We start from the raw sequence: 17,698 nt of genomic DNA, 5'->3' as shown, positions 1-17,698 counted from the left end.
AAGGGAAAAGAGGACGATAACGTGCCGAAGAAAACGGTCGCGGCCCCAGTTGTACTTGTAGGTGCAGTTGCCCTGCTGAGCGGCTGCACCGCAGGGGGTGGCGCTGAATCTCACGCAGAGGGTGACAATGTGCTCACCTACCTGGAATCCAACTGGTTTAACAGCCTCTACCCGCCGGCTGCCGGGTTTTACCCCAACGGCGGTGTGATCAATCAGCTAACAGACAGGTTGCTCTACCAAGACCCTGAAACGCTCGAACTCCAGCCGTGGATTGCCACCGACCTGCCGGAGATCAACGAGGACGCCACCGTGTTCACCTTCGATATCCGCACGGATGTGACCTACTCCGACGGCACACCGATGACGGCGCAGAACATCGTGGACAACTTCGACCTCTACGGCCAGGGCGACAAGGATCGCCTGCTCAACGTCTCGGAGCAGATCTCCAACTACGACTACGGCGAAGTCGTCGACGAGGACACGGTTCGCTTCCACTTCACCGCACCTTCTCCGGGCTTCGCGCAGGCTACGTCCTCGTACAACGCGGGCCTGCTGGCGGATTCCTCCCTGCAGCTGCGCAACGAGGACTTCGGCCCAGGCGGGGCGGCGAATGTGATCGGTTCGGGCCCCTTTGTCGTCGATAGTGAAACGCTGGGTACTGACCTCGTGCTGAAAACGCGCGAGGATTACGACTGGGCACCACCATCGCTCGAGCACCAAGGACCTGCGCGTATCGACGGCATCCACTACACCCTGGCCGCCGAAGAAGCCGTCCGCTCCGGCGCACTGCTGTCCGGCCAGGCGGATATCGCACGCACGATCTCCCCACCGGTAGAGCGCCACCTGGAAGACCAGGGCGTGCAGATTGTCGCTGCCGCAGCCAACGGTATGAACAATCAGTTTGCCTTCCGCTTCAACCACCCATTGCTGCAGGACATTCGAGTACGCAAGGCGATTATTCATGGCGTGAACCGCGAGGAAATCGTCCGCATTCTGCTGTCGGATTCCTACCCGTTAGCCACCGCGCCGATGACCTCGAGTGCCCTTGGCTACGCGGAGCAGCCCGGCGCGTACACGTTCGATCCCGATCAGGCGCGTGCGCTTCTCGACGACGCCGGCTGGACCCCCGGCCCCGACGGCATCCGCGTGAAAGACGGGCAGCGGTTGAGCCTGTCGGTCAACCACGCGCTGCCGCAGCCGCGCTCGAAGGAGATTGTCACGATGGTGCAGTCGGACCTGCGTGACCTGGGTATTGAGCTGAACATGGTGGCCGGGGATCGTGCCACGCAAAACGCAGCGCAGAAGGACATCAACCGCGTGCAGTTGATGCACACGATGGTGGGGCGTGCGGATTATGACGTGATTGAGTCGCACTTGTCGGTGAACCGCCGCGACTCGCTGCTGAACAACGCAGGAGATGGCACCCCAGTGGATGCCAAGCTCGAGGAGTTGTTGCAAAAGGTGGTTTCCACACCGGACGATGCGGGCCGTGCGGCCGCGTCGAAGGCGGTGCAGGACTACCTCACAGAACAGGCCTACGTGCTGCCGTTGTTTGAGGAGCCGCAGGTGTACGCACTTGCGCCACACGTGAAGGGCTTTGTTACCGAATCGGTGGCCCGCCCGAGTTTCTACTCGGTGTACTTCGACCGTGATGGGGAGGACAACTAAATGAGTACCACTGTGCTGAAACGCGTTGGGCAGGCGCTGCTCGTGCTACTGCTTGCCTACACGCTTGCGTTCTTCCTGCTGTCTGCGCTGCCGTCGGACGGCGTGGCTGCGCGCTATGCGGACCCCGCGCTTGGGCTGTCCCAGGCAGAGATCGAGGAGATCCGCGAGCAGATGGGCGTGGATAAACCGCTCGTCGAGCAGTACCTGGCCACCCTTGCCGGGCTGTTTACCGGCAACCTGGGGTTCTCGGTTGCCTCGGGCACGCCGGTGTTCGACCTCATCGTCGACGCCGCACCACACACCTTTGCGCTGGCCGCGACCTCGATCGGTCTTGCCGTCATCGTCGCGCTGCTGACCGCCTATGTGGCCACGCTGCCGGGCGGCGGTGCGGTGCGTAATTTCTTCCGCGCGCTGCCGTCGTTCATGGTGTCGCTGCCAGGCTTCTGGATTGCGATCCTGCTGCTGCAGTTCTTCTCCTTCCAACTCGGCTGGGTCAACGTGGTCGACCCGACCCCGCTCGAGGGGCTCATCCTGCCGTCGCTGACCCTGGCCGTGCCCATGGCGGCGCCACTGATGCAGGTGCTCATCCGGTCTATCGACGACGTCCGCGCCCAACCATTCGTCCAAGTCATCCGCGCCCGCGGTGCCAGCGAGGCCCGCATCTTCTGGCGCGACGTGCTGCGCAACTCGTTGCTGCCCGCCATCACCATGGCCGGCCTGCTGTTCGGCGAACTTGTCGGCGGAGCAGTGGTGACCGAAACCGTCTTCGGCCGCGCAGGCTTGGGCTCCCTGACCGTCAACGCGGTGTCCAGCCGCGACATGCCGGTCCTGCTGGGCGTGGTGCTTATCGCCGCGACCGCGTACGTGCTGATCAACCTCATCGTCGACTTGCTCTACCCGGTGCTTGATGTGCGACTGCGGGATGCGGGGCCACAGAGCAACAAGGCTAAGAAGAGCACCGCTCAGGCTGCCGTGAAGGAGGGCGCCCGATGACAACACAAACAACACAAGCAGCAACGAATCCTGTTGTTCGGGCGAATACGCGCGCTGGCGTGCGGGCGAAGTCGCGCAAGAACCGCCGGTGGCGCTCGCCGGCGACGATCCTGTCGCTGATCGTCCTGGTCATCGCTGCCCTGTGGGCGTTGCTGCCGGGCGTGTTTGCCACCTACGACCCGTACAAGGGCGTGGATGTGGCGCTGCTCGCACCGAACGGTGAGCACATCTTCGGTACCGACGCCGTGGGCCGCGACGTGTACTCCCGCGTGGTCTACGGCGCACGCCAGTCGCTGCTCGGCGCACTGATCGCCGTGGTGGTCGGCCTGGTCCTGGGCACCTTGATTGGCCTTGTTGCAGGTACGCAGCGTGGCTGGGTAGAGACCGTGCTGATGCGGTTCGTGGACGTGCTGCTGGCCATCCCGGGCATTTTGCTGTCGCTGTCCATCATCATCGTCACCGGTTTCGGTTCGCTGCAGGCGGCGTTTGCGGTCGGTATGACATCGGTGGCCACGTTCGCTCGTTTGGCCCGTTCGCAGGTGATCCAGATTGCCGGTGCGGACTTCGTCGAGGCTGCCTACGGCTCTGGCGCAACCCAGACCCAGGTGTTGTTCCGCCACGTGCTGCCCAACTCGCTGACCCCAGTGTTGGCGCTGGCTGCGCTGCAGTTTGGTACCGCAATCCTGCAGTTGTCCATCCTCGGCTTCCTGGGCTACGGCGCACCGCCACCAGTGCCGGAGTGGGGACTGTTGATCGCGGAAGGCCGCGACTTTATGTCCACCGCCTGGTGGCTGATCGTGCTGCCGGGTCTGGCCATTGTGGCCACCGTGATGTCCACCAACCACATCTCCCAGGTCATTCAGACAGAAGGTGATGCGAAGTGAGTACCGCAACCACACCGCTGCTTGAAGTTGACAGCCTTACCGTTGCGTACGGTGATGCCGAGCCGACCGTGGAAAACATCGCGTTTGCTGTCGAGGCAGGCAAGATGACCGCGATCGTCGGCGAGTCCGGCTCTGGCAAGACCACTTCCGCCATGGCGGCGCTCGACTTGTTGGGGCCCACCGGCAACGTGCGCGCGGGCTCCATCCGGTTTAAGGGCCAGGATCTTGCCAGCCTGAGCGCGGCCGAGTGGCGTCAGCTGCGCGGCGCAAAGATTGGTTTGGTCCCGCAGGATCCGAACAACTCGCTCAACCCGTTGAAAACCATCGGCGCATCCGTGGAGGATGGGTTGGAGATTCATGGGGTGGGGGACGCGGCGTCGCGTCGTCGTCAAGCAATTGCCCTGCTTGAGCGCGTCGGCATCGATGATCCTGAAAAGCGCTACAACCAGTACCCGCACGAGTTGTCCGGCGGCATGAAGCAGCGCGTGCTTATCGCGGCTGCGGTGGCGCTCGAGCCCGAGGTGCTCATTGCGGACGAACCCACGTCCGCACTCGACGTGACCGTGCAAAAAACCATCCTTGACCTGCTCGACGAGATGCGTGCCGAGTTGGGCCTGGGCGTCATTTTCATCACCCACGACCTTGCCGTGGCGGGCGATCGCGCCGATGACGTGGTCATCATGGAGCGCGGACGCGTCGTCGAGCACGGTCCTGTGAGCACGGTGCTGACCAACCCCACACAGGACTACTCCAAGCGCCTGCTGGCAAACGTGCCGTCGCTGTCCGTGGCAAATGCGTATCGACGCCCCCCTGTCACCACCGACACCCTCCTGCACGTGGACAACCTTGCCGTGAAGTACGGCGATTTCACCGCCGTATCCGATATCTCCTTCGAGGTCGCGCGCGGCTCCACGCACGCGCTGGTGGGCGGGTCCGGCTCCGGCAAAACCACCACAGGCCGCACGATCGCCATGTTTAACCAGCCTGCTGAGGGCAGCATCACCCTCGACGGTGAGGAACTGACCACGCTGAGCCCGAAGCAGAAGCGGCAGTTCCGCAACCGCATCCAGATGGTGTACCAAAACCCGTTTTCATCGCTGGATCCGAAGATGCGGGTCGGCGAGATTGTGGCGGAGCCGCTGCGCAACCTCGCGGGGACGTCGAAACGCGAAAGCCTTGCGCGCGCCAACGAATACCTGGAGCGCGTGGCGCTTGACCCGGAACGCTTTGCGTCGCGCACGCCTGCGCAACTGTCCGGCGGGCAGCGCCAACGCGTCGCTATCGCCCGCGCGCTGATCGTTGAGCCGGAACTCGTGGTGCTCGACGAGGCCGTTTCCGCGCTCGATGTGACCGTGCAGGCACAGATCCTGGAACTGCTGGAAAACCTCCAGCGCGAGCTGGGGCTGACCTACGTGTTCATCTCCCACGACCTGGCGGTGGTGCGCCAGATTTCGGATACGGTGAGCGTGTTCAGCCGCGGCCAACAAGTGGAATATGGCCCCACCGACAAGGTGTTCTCACACCCGCGCCACGACGTCACCCGTGAACTTATCGACGCCATCCCCGGCACCGTCTTCCGTGCCCGACAGTTAGGAGAGTTTGTTGTCTAACGACATTATCGACCTGCTCGCAGAAACCCCGGCCGACCTTGCCGAACTGCGCCGCCGCCGACCCGAAGCCGTAGAAAACGCCCAGCGCAGCTTCGCAGCCCTGTTTGAGCCCGCCAACCCGGCGCTGATCGAGGCCCTGCCGGTATCCACCCGCTACGCCGTCGCCGCTTTCGTCGCCGGCATTTCCGGTGCGCAGCGCGCCGCGGCGTTCTACGCGGACTTGCTTGCCGACGAAGACGAGGCGCTCGTTGCCGTGGTCGAAGACGCGGTGCGCGCAGGTGTGTCCGCCGGTCCGTATGCAGGCGGGGACTTTGTCACCTTCGGCGAGGGGCAGCTCGCCGCCGCCTTTGACTTCGCCCACCTGCTCACCTTCCACCCGAAGGACGCCTCGCCCGCGGCGATCGGGCACCTGCAGACCACTGGCTACACCGAGGACGCGATCGTCTCACTCGGCCAACTCATCTCCTTTGTGGCGTTCCAGCTGCGCGTCGTGCACGGTGTGCAGGTGCTGGCTGGGGGAGCGGCTGCGGGTGGTTCGGGTGCTGCTGTTGCGGATGCTGCTGTTGAGCGCACCGCCGGCGTCGCCGATCCCGGCTGGACGCCCGCTGCGGTGACCCTGCAACCCGAGGTCGTCGCACCCGAGAAGTTTGTCAACCACTCCCTGGGGTGGAAGCCGTGGGTGGCACCACTTGAAGATTCCGAGTTCACCGACGAGCAACGCGACGCCCTGATCAAGCCGGAACGCATCGGCATGGAGTACTTCCGTCTGCTCGCCCGCGACCCGCAGGCGCTGAAAGCCCGCACCCTGACCGACCTGGACATCTTCTACAACACCGAAGGTGGCCTGGGCCGTGCCGAGCGCGAACTTGCCGCCACCGTCGCCTCCCGTTTGAACGGCTGCGAGTACTGCGCATCAGTGCACCAGGCACGTTCGAAGGAGGAAGGCGGCGACGCGGAGGCGATCGACCGCCTGCTGGACGAAGGCGTGGAGGCGGACCTTGGCTCTGATGCCTGGGACGCGATCCGCCAGGCTGCGGTTGCGCTGACCCGCACCCCGTTTGAATTCGGTGCCGAGCACGTCGAGGTATTGCGCGAGGTCGGGTTGGATGATCTGGCGATCATCGACGTGATCAACTCGTCGGCCTTCTTCAATTGGGCCAACCGTCTCATGCTCACGCTCGGCGCGCCGGATGTGCCGAAGCGCTACCGCTAGCGCTTGAACCTGCGGCGGCGTTTCTGGTCGCGCCACACGAGGTCGTCGGCACGCCATTGCTCGGGTGGCGTCGGGTTTTCGGCGTAGGCGAACAACCAAATGAACAGCAACACCACGAACACGCCAAAGGTCACACGGTTATCGCCTGCGTCAGCCGCCGCCGGGATGAAAATGATCAGTCCGAGCAGAAGCAGCCAGCCGGTGCGGCACTCCTTCTGCTCGATGGGGCTGCGCTGATCCTTGCGGGTAAAGATCGCCCGGCCCGGGCTCATGTCCTCCCCAAGACGCGGCATGAGCAGCCAGCACAGCAGGTATGCGAAGATGCCGCCGCCGAAAATAAACCCGGTGAGCACAAACGCGATACGCACCGCCACCGGGTCGTAGCCGTAGCGGGCACCGAAACCGGTGCACACACCGCCGAATACGGCCCGACCACCTTGGTCTTTCGTGATGCGCCGCGGGCGGGTTTCCCACATGTGCTTGAGCGATGTCGATGAGGTTTGAGCCATGCGTGCCATTATCCGTATCTCCGGCGGACTTCGCAGCAGGGGTCTCGAGAATGGCGGGGCCTGTGCGAGGGCCTTTGCGGTAGCTCGAAAGCTACTAGAAAGCTACTAGAAAGCTACTCGAAAGGGAATGTTTCTAGGTTGAGCTGCGAAAACTCGTCTACTAGAAAGCCTTTCGAGTAGAATTCCTTCTGTGCGTCCAGAGAGAAACTACCGAGATGACCCGAGCCTTCTTCTGCGTCTGCCGGAAGATCAATGGTTCGAGCGAAAGTCTTTCCGCATCAAGCCGAAGGATCTCGCCAAAACCATCGTCGGCATGGCAAATGCGGAGGGCGGCATTATTGCTGTCGGAATTACTGACCGGGAGTTTGATGGGGCACCGACGCCTAAACAGGACAATGATCTGAGACAAACATCGCTCGACCACACGGATCCAACCGTGCGCGTTCGAATCGAGCCGTTCGATATCGGCGACGGTGCGCAGGTTTACCTGTTTCATGTAGACCCGAGTGAGCATGTGCATTATTTGCGGTCGGGGGACTGCTTCCTGCGTGTCGGCGACGAATCTCGGTTGCTGAATGCAGACGGCATTCTCGAACTGCGTTACACCAAGGGTGAGCAACAGTTCGACGCGACGGTGCTGCCCCGTGTCGGTATGGGTGATCTCGATATGGAGGTCGTTGGTGAATATGCCAACGTTATTGGTTCTTCTTCCGCTGAAGACGCTCTCAAAGCAAGAAATCTCATCGACCGCGAAGGTAGGCCCCGCACAGCAGCACTCTTGCTCTTCGGTAAAGACCCGCAAGAGTTCTTCCCTAATGCGCATGTCCGTGTTCTGCGGTTCGGTGAGGATGAGCGGCTCGCGGGGCATCAGCAACAGCTTTTGGCCGACGATCGGTTTGAGGGGCCGTTGCCACAACAAATTTGGGCTGCTCAGCGGGCGATTGAGGGGATGCTGCCGCAAGTCCGGCGCCTGGGTGCTTCGGGGTTGTTCGAGGATGAAAATCTCATCCCGAACGACGTTTGGCTTGAGGGATTAGTAAATGCTGTCATTCACCGGTCGTACAGCATGGCTGGTGACCATGTGCGGTTCGAGATCTATCCATCTCGCATCGAAGTTTCGAGTCCGGGGCGCTTTCCCGGTTTGGTGGACCCCACACGACCAGAATCTATTGCTCGATTTGCACGCAATCCTCTCATTGCGCGGGTGACGGCAGAGCTTCGGATTGGTCAAGAACTCGGCGAGGGTATCCGCCGTATGTTTGCAGGTATGCGGCGAGTGGGGTTTGCTGACCCGATTTACCAGCAGACGAGCGGAAGTGTTCTGCTCACGTTGAAGGCGGTTCAACGGCTTGATCCGAAGACTGCGGACTCCCTCCCGCCTCACGCCGGCAGCGTCCTGTCAGTCATGCAAGCGAAAGGCAGGCCAATGTCTACGGGAGAGGTTGCAGATGCTTTGGGGATTTCGAATCCCCCTGCCCGCCGCGCGTTGAAAGCGCTGCGGGAGGAGGGCCTTATTCAATGGCGCGGTAAGGGTCCGCGGGACCCTCGGGCGGTATGGCTTTTGGAAGGGCCTTTGCGGTAGCTCGAAAGCTACTCGAAAGGGAATGTTTCTAGGTTGAGCTGCGAAAACTTGTCTACTAGAAAGCCTTTCGAGTAGATTCTTTCTAGTAGTTCTATGCGTACGCGAGGCGCCGCGTGCCGTCCACGTGCGGGTACAGCAACCACGCCGCCACTGCCGCAAGGATGCCGACCAGCAGCCCCGCCACTGCGGACCAGTGCACCAGCGGGCCCATCATGAGCACAAGCCACCACACCATGAGTGGCACAACCATGCTTATCGACGGCACCCTGCTGACATTTTTCTCCTCAGCAAACGCCGCAATCTGCTTCCGGTAGGGGTGCAGCCACGTCACCGCGATAGCAACAACAACGCAGACCAGCGCTGTGATCGCCTTGATGCCCAGCGGTGCTTCGGACACCATCACGCCGACGGAACCACCCACGGCCAGCGAACCCAGCGCGCGCACGACGGCGGGCGTGGGGATCGGAGTGACGCGGCTACGGACCTCGTTGGCGCTGATCGGGATCATGTCAGAACCTCCAGTTCTCAGCCTTGAGTAGGCCGAAAAAATTGATGCATGTGACACCATGCTCGTCGGCGGCATTGGGAATCTTCAAATTCCGGCCTTGAACTCCGGGTCCCTTTCTTGTTTCCTGAGTCACGAGGATCGACCCCTCGGTTGCTGCATGCGCGATGATGAAGGGATCAGCGGCGTTTTGTTTCTCAACTACCCAGTCTGGGTGAACGGTTGAGATTTTGGCTGCTATCTCATAGTCCTGCTCCGTGTGTGGATGGACGAATTCATCAATGGATCTTGTCCATTTGTGAAGGTCGTCGGTGCCTCGCTTGATCTCTTCTTCGACCATCCCGCAAATGCAGGCGCGACCATCTGTGATCAACTCTTCGACATTGCTCCAAACACTCGCGAAATGTTCGCGGGGATACCAACGCTCCATGTTGATCAAGATGTTGGCATCGAAGGTGTAGGAAGTCATCCTGCCTCACTTCGATAGGTATCAATCAGCTTGTCGACGGTTGGTACACGCGAATCGAGGAAATACGATGCATCGAGAATGCTAATTTTCTCTTCTTCTAACGCACGAGCCACCGTGCCCACGTACGTTGCGCCGAGATCCCGGTAACGCATCCGCCAATATGCTGGCCCGGCTTCTTTCTTTTTCATCTGGTCGTGTTCTTGTTTCCATGTGGAATTGCTTAACGACATTTCACGTTTCACGGCCGATTCGTTGACCACACCGAGGTTTTTGAGCCGAATAGCCGCAGCAATCCGGCTTACCTTGAAATGGGTGGCAATTACGCCGACGAGGTCATCGCTATCTAGACCAGATAGTTTCTCCGAAACTGCTGCCCCTGGCATAAGAAAGTGTGCAGCGAAAGAGTTAACTAACGCTTCTTCAGTGTCGGTCTCCTCGAGCAAGCACAACCCGCTGCTGCGGTTGATGAGGTGGCCCAATTCATGGAAAAGGGTAAACGTCTTTCCTGCAGAGCTGTCTTTTCCGTTGAGTAGAACAATCGGTAACACGTCGTGATAGACAGAGAGGCCGCGGAAGACTCCACGTTCCACATCCGAAGTTTGGAACACCATGATCCCATGGTTTTCCAAAAGGTCGCGCCACATTTTGAAGCCAGCGTCCTTTGTTGGTCCGGTAGGAACAAAAGAAGGCTCGAGCTCCAACAGAGAACGCATCGCTGCTGCTGCCTGCTGCTCTGTGCCCCAGTGAAAAGCGGTAGGGAATGTGATTCCGGCGTGAGAAGGTTGGCTGTACTCCAGCATGATCTCGCGGTAGCGTTCCGCCCTTCGCAGCGCTTTAGTGGTGGCTGCGTCGAGCCCATCGGCTTCGGGGGACTGCCGGAAATCAACCGTAGGGGGGACATCTGCTTGGGCTGGCGGTTCGGTGAAGAAAAATGCGGGTGTGCGGTCGAGCTTTTTCGCTACATTGACCAGTTGTTTGAACGTTGGCTTCGCGGTGCCGGTTTCAAAGGCGTCAATCTGCTTTGCCTTCACTCCGATTGCATTTGCTAGCTCGCTTACTGTGAGACCAGATACCTGACGTGCCCATGCGAGCGTTTGCGGTTGAATTGGAACCCGCTCCATCAGTCTGCCTCCTTCAGCTGTGCGAATGTTCGGATAGGAAATGATGCTGCTGAGCGTACTCAATCTGGTTCAATGCGTATACAAAAGCTGATTCGCGTGAAAGACTTTCATTCCTTGAACAGCGAAAAGAAGTTGAAAATAATTTAGCAAGCCTGTTCGACCAGGGGCGTTGCCTGCGTCGACCCCGGGGTGCATACTAACTGACGTGAGTGGAACACCTATTCGAGCGTCTTCTGCGGCGGCGCACCTGCATGAAGCGGGTGAAGCGCCTGCTCAGCCGACGCGTGCTGAGCAGATCGCGGAGCTGCGTGCGCGCATGGCTGCGCTCGGCGGGGAGGTCCCTCAGGAGATTGCGGCTGATACTGAGGTGCTCACGATCAGCGGTGGTCTTTCGACTGTGTTGCCGAATGGTGGCTTGGCGCGAAGGGCGGTCACGCACGTCAGCGACACCCCGGCGCTGATCGTGGAGCTCATCGGCCAGGTGGTGGAAGCCGGTGGGCGCGCTGGCGTGGTGGGCTGGCCGGAGTTGTCGTATGCCGCGATCGGCGCCGATGCACTTGAGCGGGTCGTTGCGGTGCCAGAGCCGGGTATTGACGACCTCTCGGTGGCGGGCGTGCTCGCCGAAGGGCTTGACCTGGTGGTGTTGCGTACTCGTAGTGCTCTGGAATTGTCGCCGGTGCGCGCCCGGCCGCTGCTGGCCAGGATACGGAAAGGCCAGGCAGCGCTTGTGTGCGTCAACGTTGCGGTGCCGTCGCCGGCGCTCACACTGACGGGCACGCTCGCACAATTTCACGGCATCGGCCGAGGGACAGGGCGCATTACCGGGATCGATTTCGATGTCCGCGCAGAGGGCAAGGGGTACCGGCCGGCGAGTGCACGGGTGACGTTGGGTGCTGGTGGTGAGCGGGTCGTCGATAGGCGAAAGCTGCGACTGGTCACATGAGGGTTGCGGCGTTGTGGTTCCCGGACTGGCCCGTGCAGGCCGCGAAGTTGGAGTCCGGCGACGAGTTGGTAGAACCCATTGCGATTGCTGCGCACCACAGAGTGAAGGCGTGCTCGCAGGCAGCCCGCCAAGTGGGCATCCGGCGTGGGATGCGGGTGCGAAACGCACAGGCGGCAGCGCCGGAGCTGACGGTGGTGGAGGACAACACCGACCGCGACGGCCGGATGTTCGCAGCACTTGCAGCGGGGCTCGACGACGTCGCGGCGAGCGTAGAAGTACTGCGTCCAGGCCTTGTCGTTGCAGACCTTGAGGCCGCGGGGAAGTTCCACGGCAGTGAGGACCGTGCGCTTGAGATGCTTATCGACGCCGCCTCGCGCCGCGGCATCGACGCCCTTGCCGGTGCCGCCGACGAGATCGCCACCGCAGTGATCGCCTCGCGCTCGTCTGACGTGGTGGCGCAGGGGCAATCGGCGACGTTCCTGGCAGACCAGCCGCTCGGTGTGCTCGTTGCTGAGGAAGCACTTGGCGCGGACATGGACACGGTGCGGGCGTTGGGGCAGTTGGGGATTTCCACGCTCGGGCAGTTGGCGGCGCTGCCTCCGGCGGCTGTCACCACGCGCTTCGGCCAGTCCGGGATGCTCATCTACCGGATCGCCGCAGCCACGCCGGACCGCCGCGTCGCGCCCGAAATTCCCGTGGAGGACCTCGCGGTGGCGATCACTCCGGAGGACCCGATCGACCGAGTTGATGCTGCCGCGTTCGCCGCCCGTGCACTGGCCGCTAGCCTGCACGAACGGCTGAAAGAAACGGGGCGGAACTGCCTGCGGCTGAAAGTGACGGCCGAACTTGGCGACGGCACCCGCGTCGAACGCGTCTGGCGCACCCGCGAAGCACTCACCGAGGCCGCCACCGCCGACCGTGTGCGCTGGCAACTCGACGGCTGGCTCACTGGCGGCGGCGCAGGCGAAATTACAAGTCTCATCCTGGAACCACTCGAACTCGCCGCGCCCGAACCCGTCGGCGAACTGTGGGCCGACGGCGCCTCCACCGACACCGCCCGCCGCGTCGTGGAACGCGTGCAATCCCAACTCGGCATCGACGCGGTGCTCCAACCCCGGCTCGTCGGCGGCCGTGGCGTGGCAGAACGGGTGCAGATGGTGCCGTACGGGGAGGCGGGGCCGGTCGTCGACAAGCTGTCCTGGCCCGGAGCAATCCCAGCACCGCTGCCTGCGCGCCTCGGTGGCGGCATCGAGCACCCCGCCTCGCGCATCGCGCTTATCGACGACACCGCAACCCCCGTCATCGTCACCGCCGAAGTACTGCTCTCAACCACGCCGTACGCCCTGGCCTGGGGCGATCGCCGGTTTCTGGTTACCGGCTGGGCCGGGCCGTGGCCCGTGGATGAAGGATGGTGGGCCCAAACCGAAGGGGCCACAGGACGGCTTGCGCGCATGCAGGTGGTCGGGCGCGAAGGCGGGCCAGACGGCGCGGTGACAGGGTGGCTCCTTGTGTGGAGCAGACGCAGCTGGCGTGTCGAGGCGGTGTACTAACGGTGGGGTGAGCGGTGCGATTAGTTCTGGACGATGTCGACGACCACGCGCTTCGGGTCCTCCAACACCTGCACCGAATACGGCAAAGCAGAGCGCAGACCCACCACGACCTGGCTACGGCCCTCATAGGTGCCAGCGCTGATCACGTCGATGACGTTGCCAGTATCGCCCGCCATCTTCACCTCAACATCGGAATCCTTACCCATCTCAAACGGATAAACGGTGCCGTCGACGTTGATGTTCAAAAACGCGTTACCCGCAACCTTCAACGGCTGGCCGGTGGTCTCCTGCATCGGGGTGGAGGTGTAATCCACAAACCAACCCGGATCCCCGTCGCCCCCAAGATCCACCACGACGCGGTCGAATCCCTCATGTGCGCCAACACGGACCGCGGTGACCACAAGCTGTGACGGTGCCGACGGGCGCTGCGTCTTCGGAGACGGGTCAGCGTTGCCCAACGGTTTCAGACGCGGAGAGCTGGCGGACAAGCTGCTGGCCACCGTTTCGCCGGCCCCGAAGCTGGGTGTGGTGCAGGCGGTGCAGGCAGCGATCGTCGCTACGCAAGCGCCCACGACCGCAGCGCGGAAGGAACCGGAATTTTTTTGCATTAAGCCACCGTAACCAGCAGGAGGAATCAGAACAAAAGCCTCAGAGCGAAATACCCAAAAGGTTATCTAACTGTTACAGAAGTGAATGTTGTTCAAATGGGTCATCTAATAAGTTAGGCCAAGCTTGGCTATGGTGGTGACATGCGACAATTGCCTTGCTCAGATGTTGAGGTTGAACCGCTGCCCGGCACCGCCAAGCCCGGCGCTACCTACGTCATCTTTGAGTGGCCCGACCCGTGGCCCCGCGACGTGATTTCCAACGCCGCACTTGGCGAAGAAATCACCCCCAAAATCTCCAAACACCTCGACGAATACGACGCGTCCTTGCTGCTCATTCGCCACCCAACGCGCGAAGGCCGACACATTAAGGACCACCACCTCTACCTCGTCTTTGCCGACGAAGGCATCACCGAGGTCCTCCACGTCGACGGACCAGAAGCAATCCTGGATCTCGACCTGTCAGGGCCTGGCAAAAACGGTGGGAAGCGACGGGAACGTCCGCTGCTGCTGATCTGCACCCATGCCAAGCGCGATGTCTGCTGCGCCGTAAAGGGGCGCCCGCTGGTCAACGCGCTGCACGAGCGCTACCCATTCGGCCCGGGCAACGACGTTGCGTGGGAGGTCTCCCACATCAAGGGCCACCGCTTTGCCGCAACCATGCTGCTCATGCCGTGGGCGTATAGTTTCGGCCGCATGAACGTGGAAGCCACCGACGCGATGCTCACAGCCGCGAAGCGGGGCGAATACTTCGTACCCGGCAATCGCGGGCGCGGCACGCTCAGTCCGGTGGAGCAGGTGGCCGAGATTGCTGTTGCCAGCGAGGTCGCTGAGCCTCGTTACGGGGAGTTCGACGTTGAGCCTGTGCGTATCGACGACACCACCGCCACCGTCAACGTCACCACCGCCGGTAGGGAATACGTCGTCGAACTGGAAAAGCGTCCGGTCAGCGGGATTGTCGATTCCTGCGGCAAGGCCCCCAAGGAAGGCACCGCCTGGGTCGCGGTAAACGTGCAGGAGCGTTAGGGAAGCTAGGCCCTACATGTACTCGCCGAGGACTTCAGACACCGACCCGATGACGTGGTCGGTGGCTGCTTTCACGTCGGCGGGGGAGTGGTGGAAACTGTGCGAGTGATCGGCGAGGGTATGCATGGTCAGGTCGTTCCAGGAATCGCCGAACGTGTAGAGCTCAACGTCATCGCGGTTGATGCCGAGTACCTCGAACAGCTCGAGGATGCCGGAGCCTTTCGACCGGCCCGGTGCCATGAGATCGATGTAGTCCTGGTTTTGGGCAACTTCTACGTCGCCGAGTTTGGTGGCCCAGGCGATGACTTCGGCGCGCAGCGCGTCGTTGTCAGGAATCCAGAACGGAATGACAGCGAACTGGTGGTCCGGGATGTCGCGAATCCCCATCGGCGTGAAGTGAGCCGTGAAGTCGTGGGTACGGCCGGTGTTGTTGGCAAACACGCCGTCGACACGTCCGATGGTGGTGCCGAAAATAGCCAGTCCCTCGCGCTCCCCGAAATGTTCCACGGCGGCGCGCAAGACGGCACCGTCGAGTTCGTGGCTGAAGAGCAGGTCGCGGTTGGCGCCGTCGGTAGCTGATGCACCGTTGGACAGCACCTGGTAGTCGAACGCTAGCGTGCTGCCGGCCATGCCGTGGGCGAGTGCTGTGCGGGAGCGTCCGGTGGCAGAAATGGCAAGATGCCCGGCGTTACGCCAGGCATCTATCGCGGCGATATCCTCCTGGTCGAAACCGTGGGGAGGGTGGTGGAGAGTGCCATCGAAGTCGAACGCCGCTACCTTCATGGCACTTCAATCTACCGGCGCATGACCTTCTTGGACAGCCAGTTGCCCAGGAACTGAGCGAGCTGGACGATGACCACGATGACCAGGACTGCAGCCCAGGTGACTTGCGGTTCGAAGGCGCGGTAACCGTAGACAATGGCAAAGTCACCAACGCCGCCACCGCCGATGTAGCCGGCCATTGCGGACATATCGATAACCGCGATGAAGATGAAGGTGTAGCCCAGGATCAGCGGGCCGAGTGCCTCCGGCAGGATCACCGAGGTGATGATCTTCCAGGGGCCGGCACCCATGGAGCGGGCGGCCTCGATAACACCGGGGTCGATGGCGACGAGGTTTTGCTCCACGATGCGCGCCACGGTGAACGTGGCAGAGAAACACATCACGAACGTTGCGGCAGCGCGGCCGATGGTAGTGCCCACGACCTCCAGGGTCAGTGGGTACAGCATCGCGATCATGATGATGAACGGGATTGGCCTGAAGAAGTTCACCGCAACGTTGATCAGGGTGTAGACCACGTTGTTGCGCAGGATGCCGCCCGGGCGGGTGGTGTAGAGCAACATGCCCAACACCAGGCCGAGGAATCCGCCGACAACCATGGTGATGGCGACCATCCACAGGGTGTCGCCGATGGCGTCGAGGAAGGTGGGGCCGAGGTTGTCCCAGTTCGGTTCAGCGAGCAGGTATTCGGTCATCGGGTGATCTCCTCAATCTCGGTGCTGCGCTGCAGTGTGGCCAGGAACTCGTTGATAGCGGCGTCGTCGCCATTGAGGCGGACGGTCATCTTGCCAAACGAACGTTCCTGCAGAGTAGTGATGCCAGCGTGGACCGGCTCGATGACAACACCGCGCGTGCGGGCGGTCTCGGCGGCGCCGAAGAACCCGGAGTCCTCGGAAAGATCCACGGTGAACAGGCGGCCAGGCTTGGTCAGCAGTTCGGCGCGCTCAACATCATCGGGGGTGTTGCGCAGGCTCGTCGCTGCGAAACGCTGCGCGACGGGGGTCTGCGGGTTGGCGAAGACGTCGTAGACACCGCCGTACTCCACAACACGGCCGTTCTCCATTACGGCAACCTTGTCGGCGATGGCTCGGATGACATCCATTTCGTGGGTGATCACCACGATGGTGATACCGAGTTCTTCGTTGACGCGACGCAGCACTCCGAGCACCTCGTGGGTGGTTTCGGGGTCGAGGGCGGACGTGGCTTCGTCGGCAAGCAACAGCGACGGGTTGGTCGCAAGTGCTCGCGCGATGCCGACGCGCTGCTTCTGGCCACCGGAGAGCTGCTCCGGGTAGTTCTCGCCACGGTCAGACAGACCGACGAAGTCGAGCAGTTCAGCAACGCGACGCTTACGTTCCTTCTTGTCCACACCGGCCAGTTTCAGCGGGTATTCGATGTTGCCCGCTGCGGTACGGGAGGAAAAGAGATTGAACTGCTGGAAGATCATGCCGACGTTGCGGCGGATCTCCCGGAGTTTGCGCTCGGGCATACCGGCGACGTTGGTGTCGTCGAGAAGCAATTCGCCCGAGGTTGGCATGTCAAGGCCGTTAATGAGGCGGACAAGCGTTGACTTGCCGGCACCCGAGTAGCCGATCACTCCGAGGATTTCGCCTGGCTCGACGGTCAAGGTGACGTCATCGACGGCCTTGACCTCGCGCTCTTTGGTTTTGAAAACCTTGGATACGTTCCGGAACTCAATCCGGGTGCCGGTTGTTGTCATTTACTTGTACTCCTCCACAAGTCGGTCGAGGATCTCGTTGAGCTCCTCCTTGCTGCGCTGGACCTGCACGGCGGTGCCGTTGGAATCCTCGTCAAGCGCTGCGGTGACCTCCGGCGACTGCCAGACGTCGACCAACTTGGCGTACGTCTCGTTGTCCAGGTCATCGCCTGAGACAGTGAATACGTTGATGTACGGCTCCGCAAGCTCGGAGTTCGGATCGTCGGCCGCGACCGAGGAAGCCGGGTCGATACCTGCGCGTGCCAGCCAGTTGTTGTTGATCACAGCCGGGCGGCCTTCGTTGTAGGCGTTCGGCGTCTGCGACGCATCCACAGCGACAACCTTGACCTTGGAGGCATCCTTATCGATGTCCGCCGGGGTCGGGGTGAGCTTCGGCGCGCCTTCGCGCAGCTTCAGCAAACCAGCCTGGACCAGCACGTTGATCGCGCGACCCTGGTTGGACGGGTCGTTCGGGACAGCGATTTCGGTGCCCTCGATGCCGTCGAGCGAGTCGTGGTCCTTC

Annotated in this window: 18 protein-coding genes; 9 read left to right on the top strand and 9 right to left on the bottom strand. The window is 61.9% G+C overall.

Annotated features, from left to right (window positions below; genetic code table 11):
• Positions 1 to 21: 21 nt before the first annotated feature.
• The 5 genes from HMPREF3120_RS02325 to HMPREF3120_RS02305 are packed head-to-tail and all read left to right on the top strand — an operon-like array spanning position 22 to position 6,368.
• On the top strand, positions 22 to 1,668 hold the full coding sequence (locus HMPREF3120_RS02325) for a TIGR04028 family ABC transporter substrate-binding protein (protein ID WP_070450527.1): 1,647 nt from the start codon (positions 22 to 24) through the stop codon (positions 1,666 to 1,668).
• A complete protein-coding gene (locus HMPREF3120_RS02320; protein WP_070450524.1) occupies positions 1,669 to 2,661 on the top strand; it encodes an ABC transporter permease in 993 nt (330 codons plus the stop codon).
• The gene (locus HMPREF3120_RS02315) at positions 2,658 to 3,545 is read left to right on the top strand and encodes an ABC transporter permease (RefSeq protein ID WP_070450521.1); all 888 of its coding nucleotides are present in this window, start codon (positions 2,658 to 2,660) and stop codon (positions 3,543 to 3,545) included. The genes HMPREF3120_RS02320 and HMPREF3120_RS02315 overlap by 4 nt, the downstream gene beginning before the upstream one ends.
• Complete coding sequence (locus tag HMPREF3120_RS02310) at positions 3,542 to 5,155, top strand: dipeptide ABC transporter ATP-binding protein (protein WP_070450518.1); 1,614 nt, start codon at positions 3,542 to 3,544, stop codon at positions 5,153 to 5,155. Before HMPREF3120_RS02315 ends, HMPREF3120_RS02310 begins: the two co-directional genes overlap by 4 nt.
• A complete protein-coding gene (locus HMPREF3120_RS02305; RefSeq protein ID WP_070450515.1) occupies positions 5,148 to 6,368 on the top strand; it encodes an alkylhydroperoxidase domain protein in 1,221 nt (406 codons plus the stop codon). Before HMPREF3120_RS02310 ends, HMPREF3120_RS02305 begins: the two co-directional genes overlap by 8 nt.
• On the opposite strand, the gene HMPREF3120_RS02300 is transcribed toward HMPREF3120_RS02305, so the two are convergent.
• The gene (locus HMPREF3120_RS02300; RefSeq protein WP_168156397.1) at positions 6,365 to 6,877 is read right to left on the bottom strand and encodes a PspC domain-containing protein; all 513 of its coding nucleotides are present in this window, start codon (positions 6,875 to 6,877) and stop codon (positions 6,365 to 6,367) included. The genes HMPREF3120_RS02305 and HMPREF3120_RS02300 overlap by 4 nt on opposite strands.
• Before the next feature lie 190 nt (positions 6,878 to 7,067).
• On the opposite strand from HMPREF3120_RS02300, the gene HMPREF3120_RS02295 reads away from it, so the two are divergent.
• Positions 7,068 to 8,459, top strand: coding sequence for an RNA-binding domain-containing protein (locus HMPREF3120_RS02295; RefSeq protein ID WP_070450510.1), 1,392 nt, complete (start codon positions 7,068 to 7,070; stop codon positions 8,457 to 8,459).
• A gap of 91 nt (positions 8,460 to 8,550) precedes the next feature.
• On the opposite strand, the gene HMPREF3120_RS02290 is transcribed toward HMPREF3120_RS02295, so the two are convergent.
• Genes HMPREF3120_RS02290 through HMPREF3120_RS02280 form a run of 3 tightly spaced genes read right to left on the bottom strand, consistent with a single transcriptional unit; the run spans position 8,551 to position 10,554 of the window.
• On the bottom strand, positions 8,551 to 8,967 hold the full coding sequence (locus tag HMPREF3120_RS02290) for a hypothetical protein (protein ID WP_070450508.1): 417 nt from the start codon (positions 8,965 to 8,967) through the stop codon (positions 8,551 to 8,553).
• Position 8,968: 1 nt separating this feature from the next.
• Positions 8,969 to 9,433 (bottom strand): DUF4411 family protein, encoded by a 465-nt coding sequence (locus HMPREF3120_RS02285; RefSeq protein ID WP_070450505.1) that lies wholly within the window; start codon positions 9,431 to 9,433, stop codon positions 8,969 to 8,971.
• Positions 9,430 to 10,554, bottom strand: coding sequence for a helix-turn-helix domain-containing protein (locus HMPREF3120_RS02280; protein WP_070450502.1), 1,125 nt, complete (start codon positions 10,552 to 10,554; stop codon positions 9,430 to 9,432). The genes HMPREF3120_RS02285 and HMPREF3120_RS02280 overlap by 4 nt, the downstream gene beginning before the upstream one ends.
• A 205-nt stretch (positions 10,555 to 10,759) precedes the next feature.
• Here HMPREF3120_RS02280 and HMPREF3120_RS02275 point away from each other — a divergent pair, with 205 nt between their 5' ends.
• A complete protein-coding gene (locus HMPREF3120_RS02275; RefSeq protein ID WP_246815401.1) occupies positions 10,760 to 11,497 on the top strand; it encodes a hypothetical protein in 738 nt (245 codons plus the stop codon).
• Positions 11,494 to 13,047, top strand: a complete 1,554-nt coding sequence (locus tag HMPREF3120_RS02270; RefSeq protein ID WP_070450496.1) for a Y-family DNA polymerase — start codon at positions 11,494 to 11,496, stop codon at positions 13,045 to 13,047. The genes HMPREF3120_RS02275 and HMPREF3120_RS02270 overlap by 4 nt, the downstream gene beginning before the upstream one ends.
• Positions 13,048 to 13,067: 20 nt before the next feature.
• Here the strand turns inward: HMPREF3120_RS02270 and HMPREF3120_RS02265 are convergent, their stop codons facing one another.
• Positions 13,068 to 13,655: an AMIN-like domain-containing (lipo)protein gene (locus HMPREF3120_RS02265; RefSeq protein WP_070422796.1), complete on the bottom strand. Its 588-nt coding sequence runs from the start codon at positions 13,653 to 13,655 to the stop codon at positions 13,068 to 13,070.
• Between the two features lie 141 nt (positions 13,656 to 13,796).
• On the opposite strand from HMPREF3120_RS02265, the gene HMPREF3120_RS02260 reads away from it, so the two are divergent.
• Positions 13,797 to 14,678, top strand: a complete 882-nt coding sequence (locus HMPREF3120_RS02260; protein ID WP_070450493.1) for a sucrase ferredoxin — start codon at positions 13,797 to 13,799, stop codon at positions 14,676 to 14,678.
• A 12-nt stretch (positions 14,679 to 14,690) separates the two neighbouring features.
• Here the strand turns inward: HMPREF3120_RS02260 and HMPREF3120_RS02255 are convergent, their stop codons facing one another.
• The 4 genes from HMPREF3120_RS02255 to HMPREF3120_RS12335 form a co-directional block, all read right to left on the bottom strand.
• Positions 14,691 to 15,461 carry an HAD hydrolase family protein gene (locus HMPREF3120_RS02255; RefSeq protein WP_070450490.1) on the bottom strand — a complete coding sequence of 257 codons (771 nt, stop codon included), beginning with the start codon at positions 15,459 to 15,461 and terminating at the stop codon, positions 14,691 to 14,693.
• Positions 15,462 to 15,472: 11 nt separating this feature from the next.
• Positions 15,473 to 16,153, bottom strand: a complete 681-nt coding sequence (locus tag HMPREF3120_RS02250; protein WP_070450487.1) for a methionine ABC transporter permease — start codon at positions 16,151 to 16,153, stop codon at positions 15,473 to 15,475.
• Positions 16,150 to 17,178, bottom strand: a complete 1,029-nt coding sequence (locus HMPREF3120_RS02245) for a methionine ABC transporter ATP-binding protein (protein ID WP_070450483.1) — start codon at positions 17,176 to 17,178, stop codon at positions 16,150 to 16,152. The genes HMPREF3120_RS02250 and HMPREF3120_RS02245 overlap by 4 nt, the downstream gene beginning before the upstream one ends.
• On the bottom strand, positions 17,179 to 17,698 hold a 520-nt coding region (locus tag HMPREF3120_RS12335), incomplete at its 5' end, for a MetQ/NlpA family ABC transporter substrate-binding protein (protein ID WP_246815400.1). It lies immediately after the preceding gene.

The sequence above is a fragment of the Corynebacterium sp. HMSC11D10 genome, from assembly GCF_001806995.1.
In the GTDB taxonomy this organism is placed as follows: domain Bacteria; phylum Actinomycetota; class Actinomycetes; order Mycobacteriales; family Mycobacteriaceae; genus Corynebacterium; species Corynebacterium coyleae.
The sequence above is the reverse complement of the archived record's forward strand: the minus strand, read 5'-3'. Positions and strand labels throughout refer to the sequence as shown.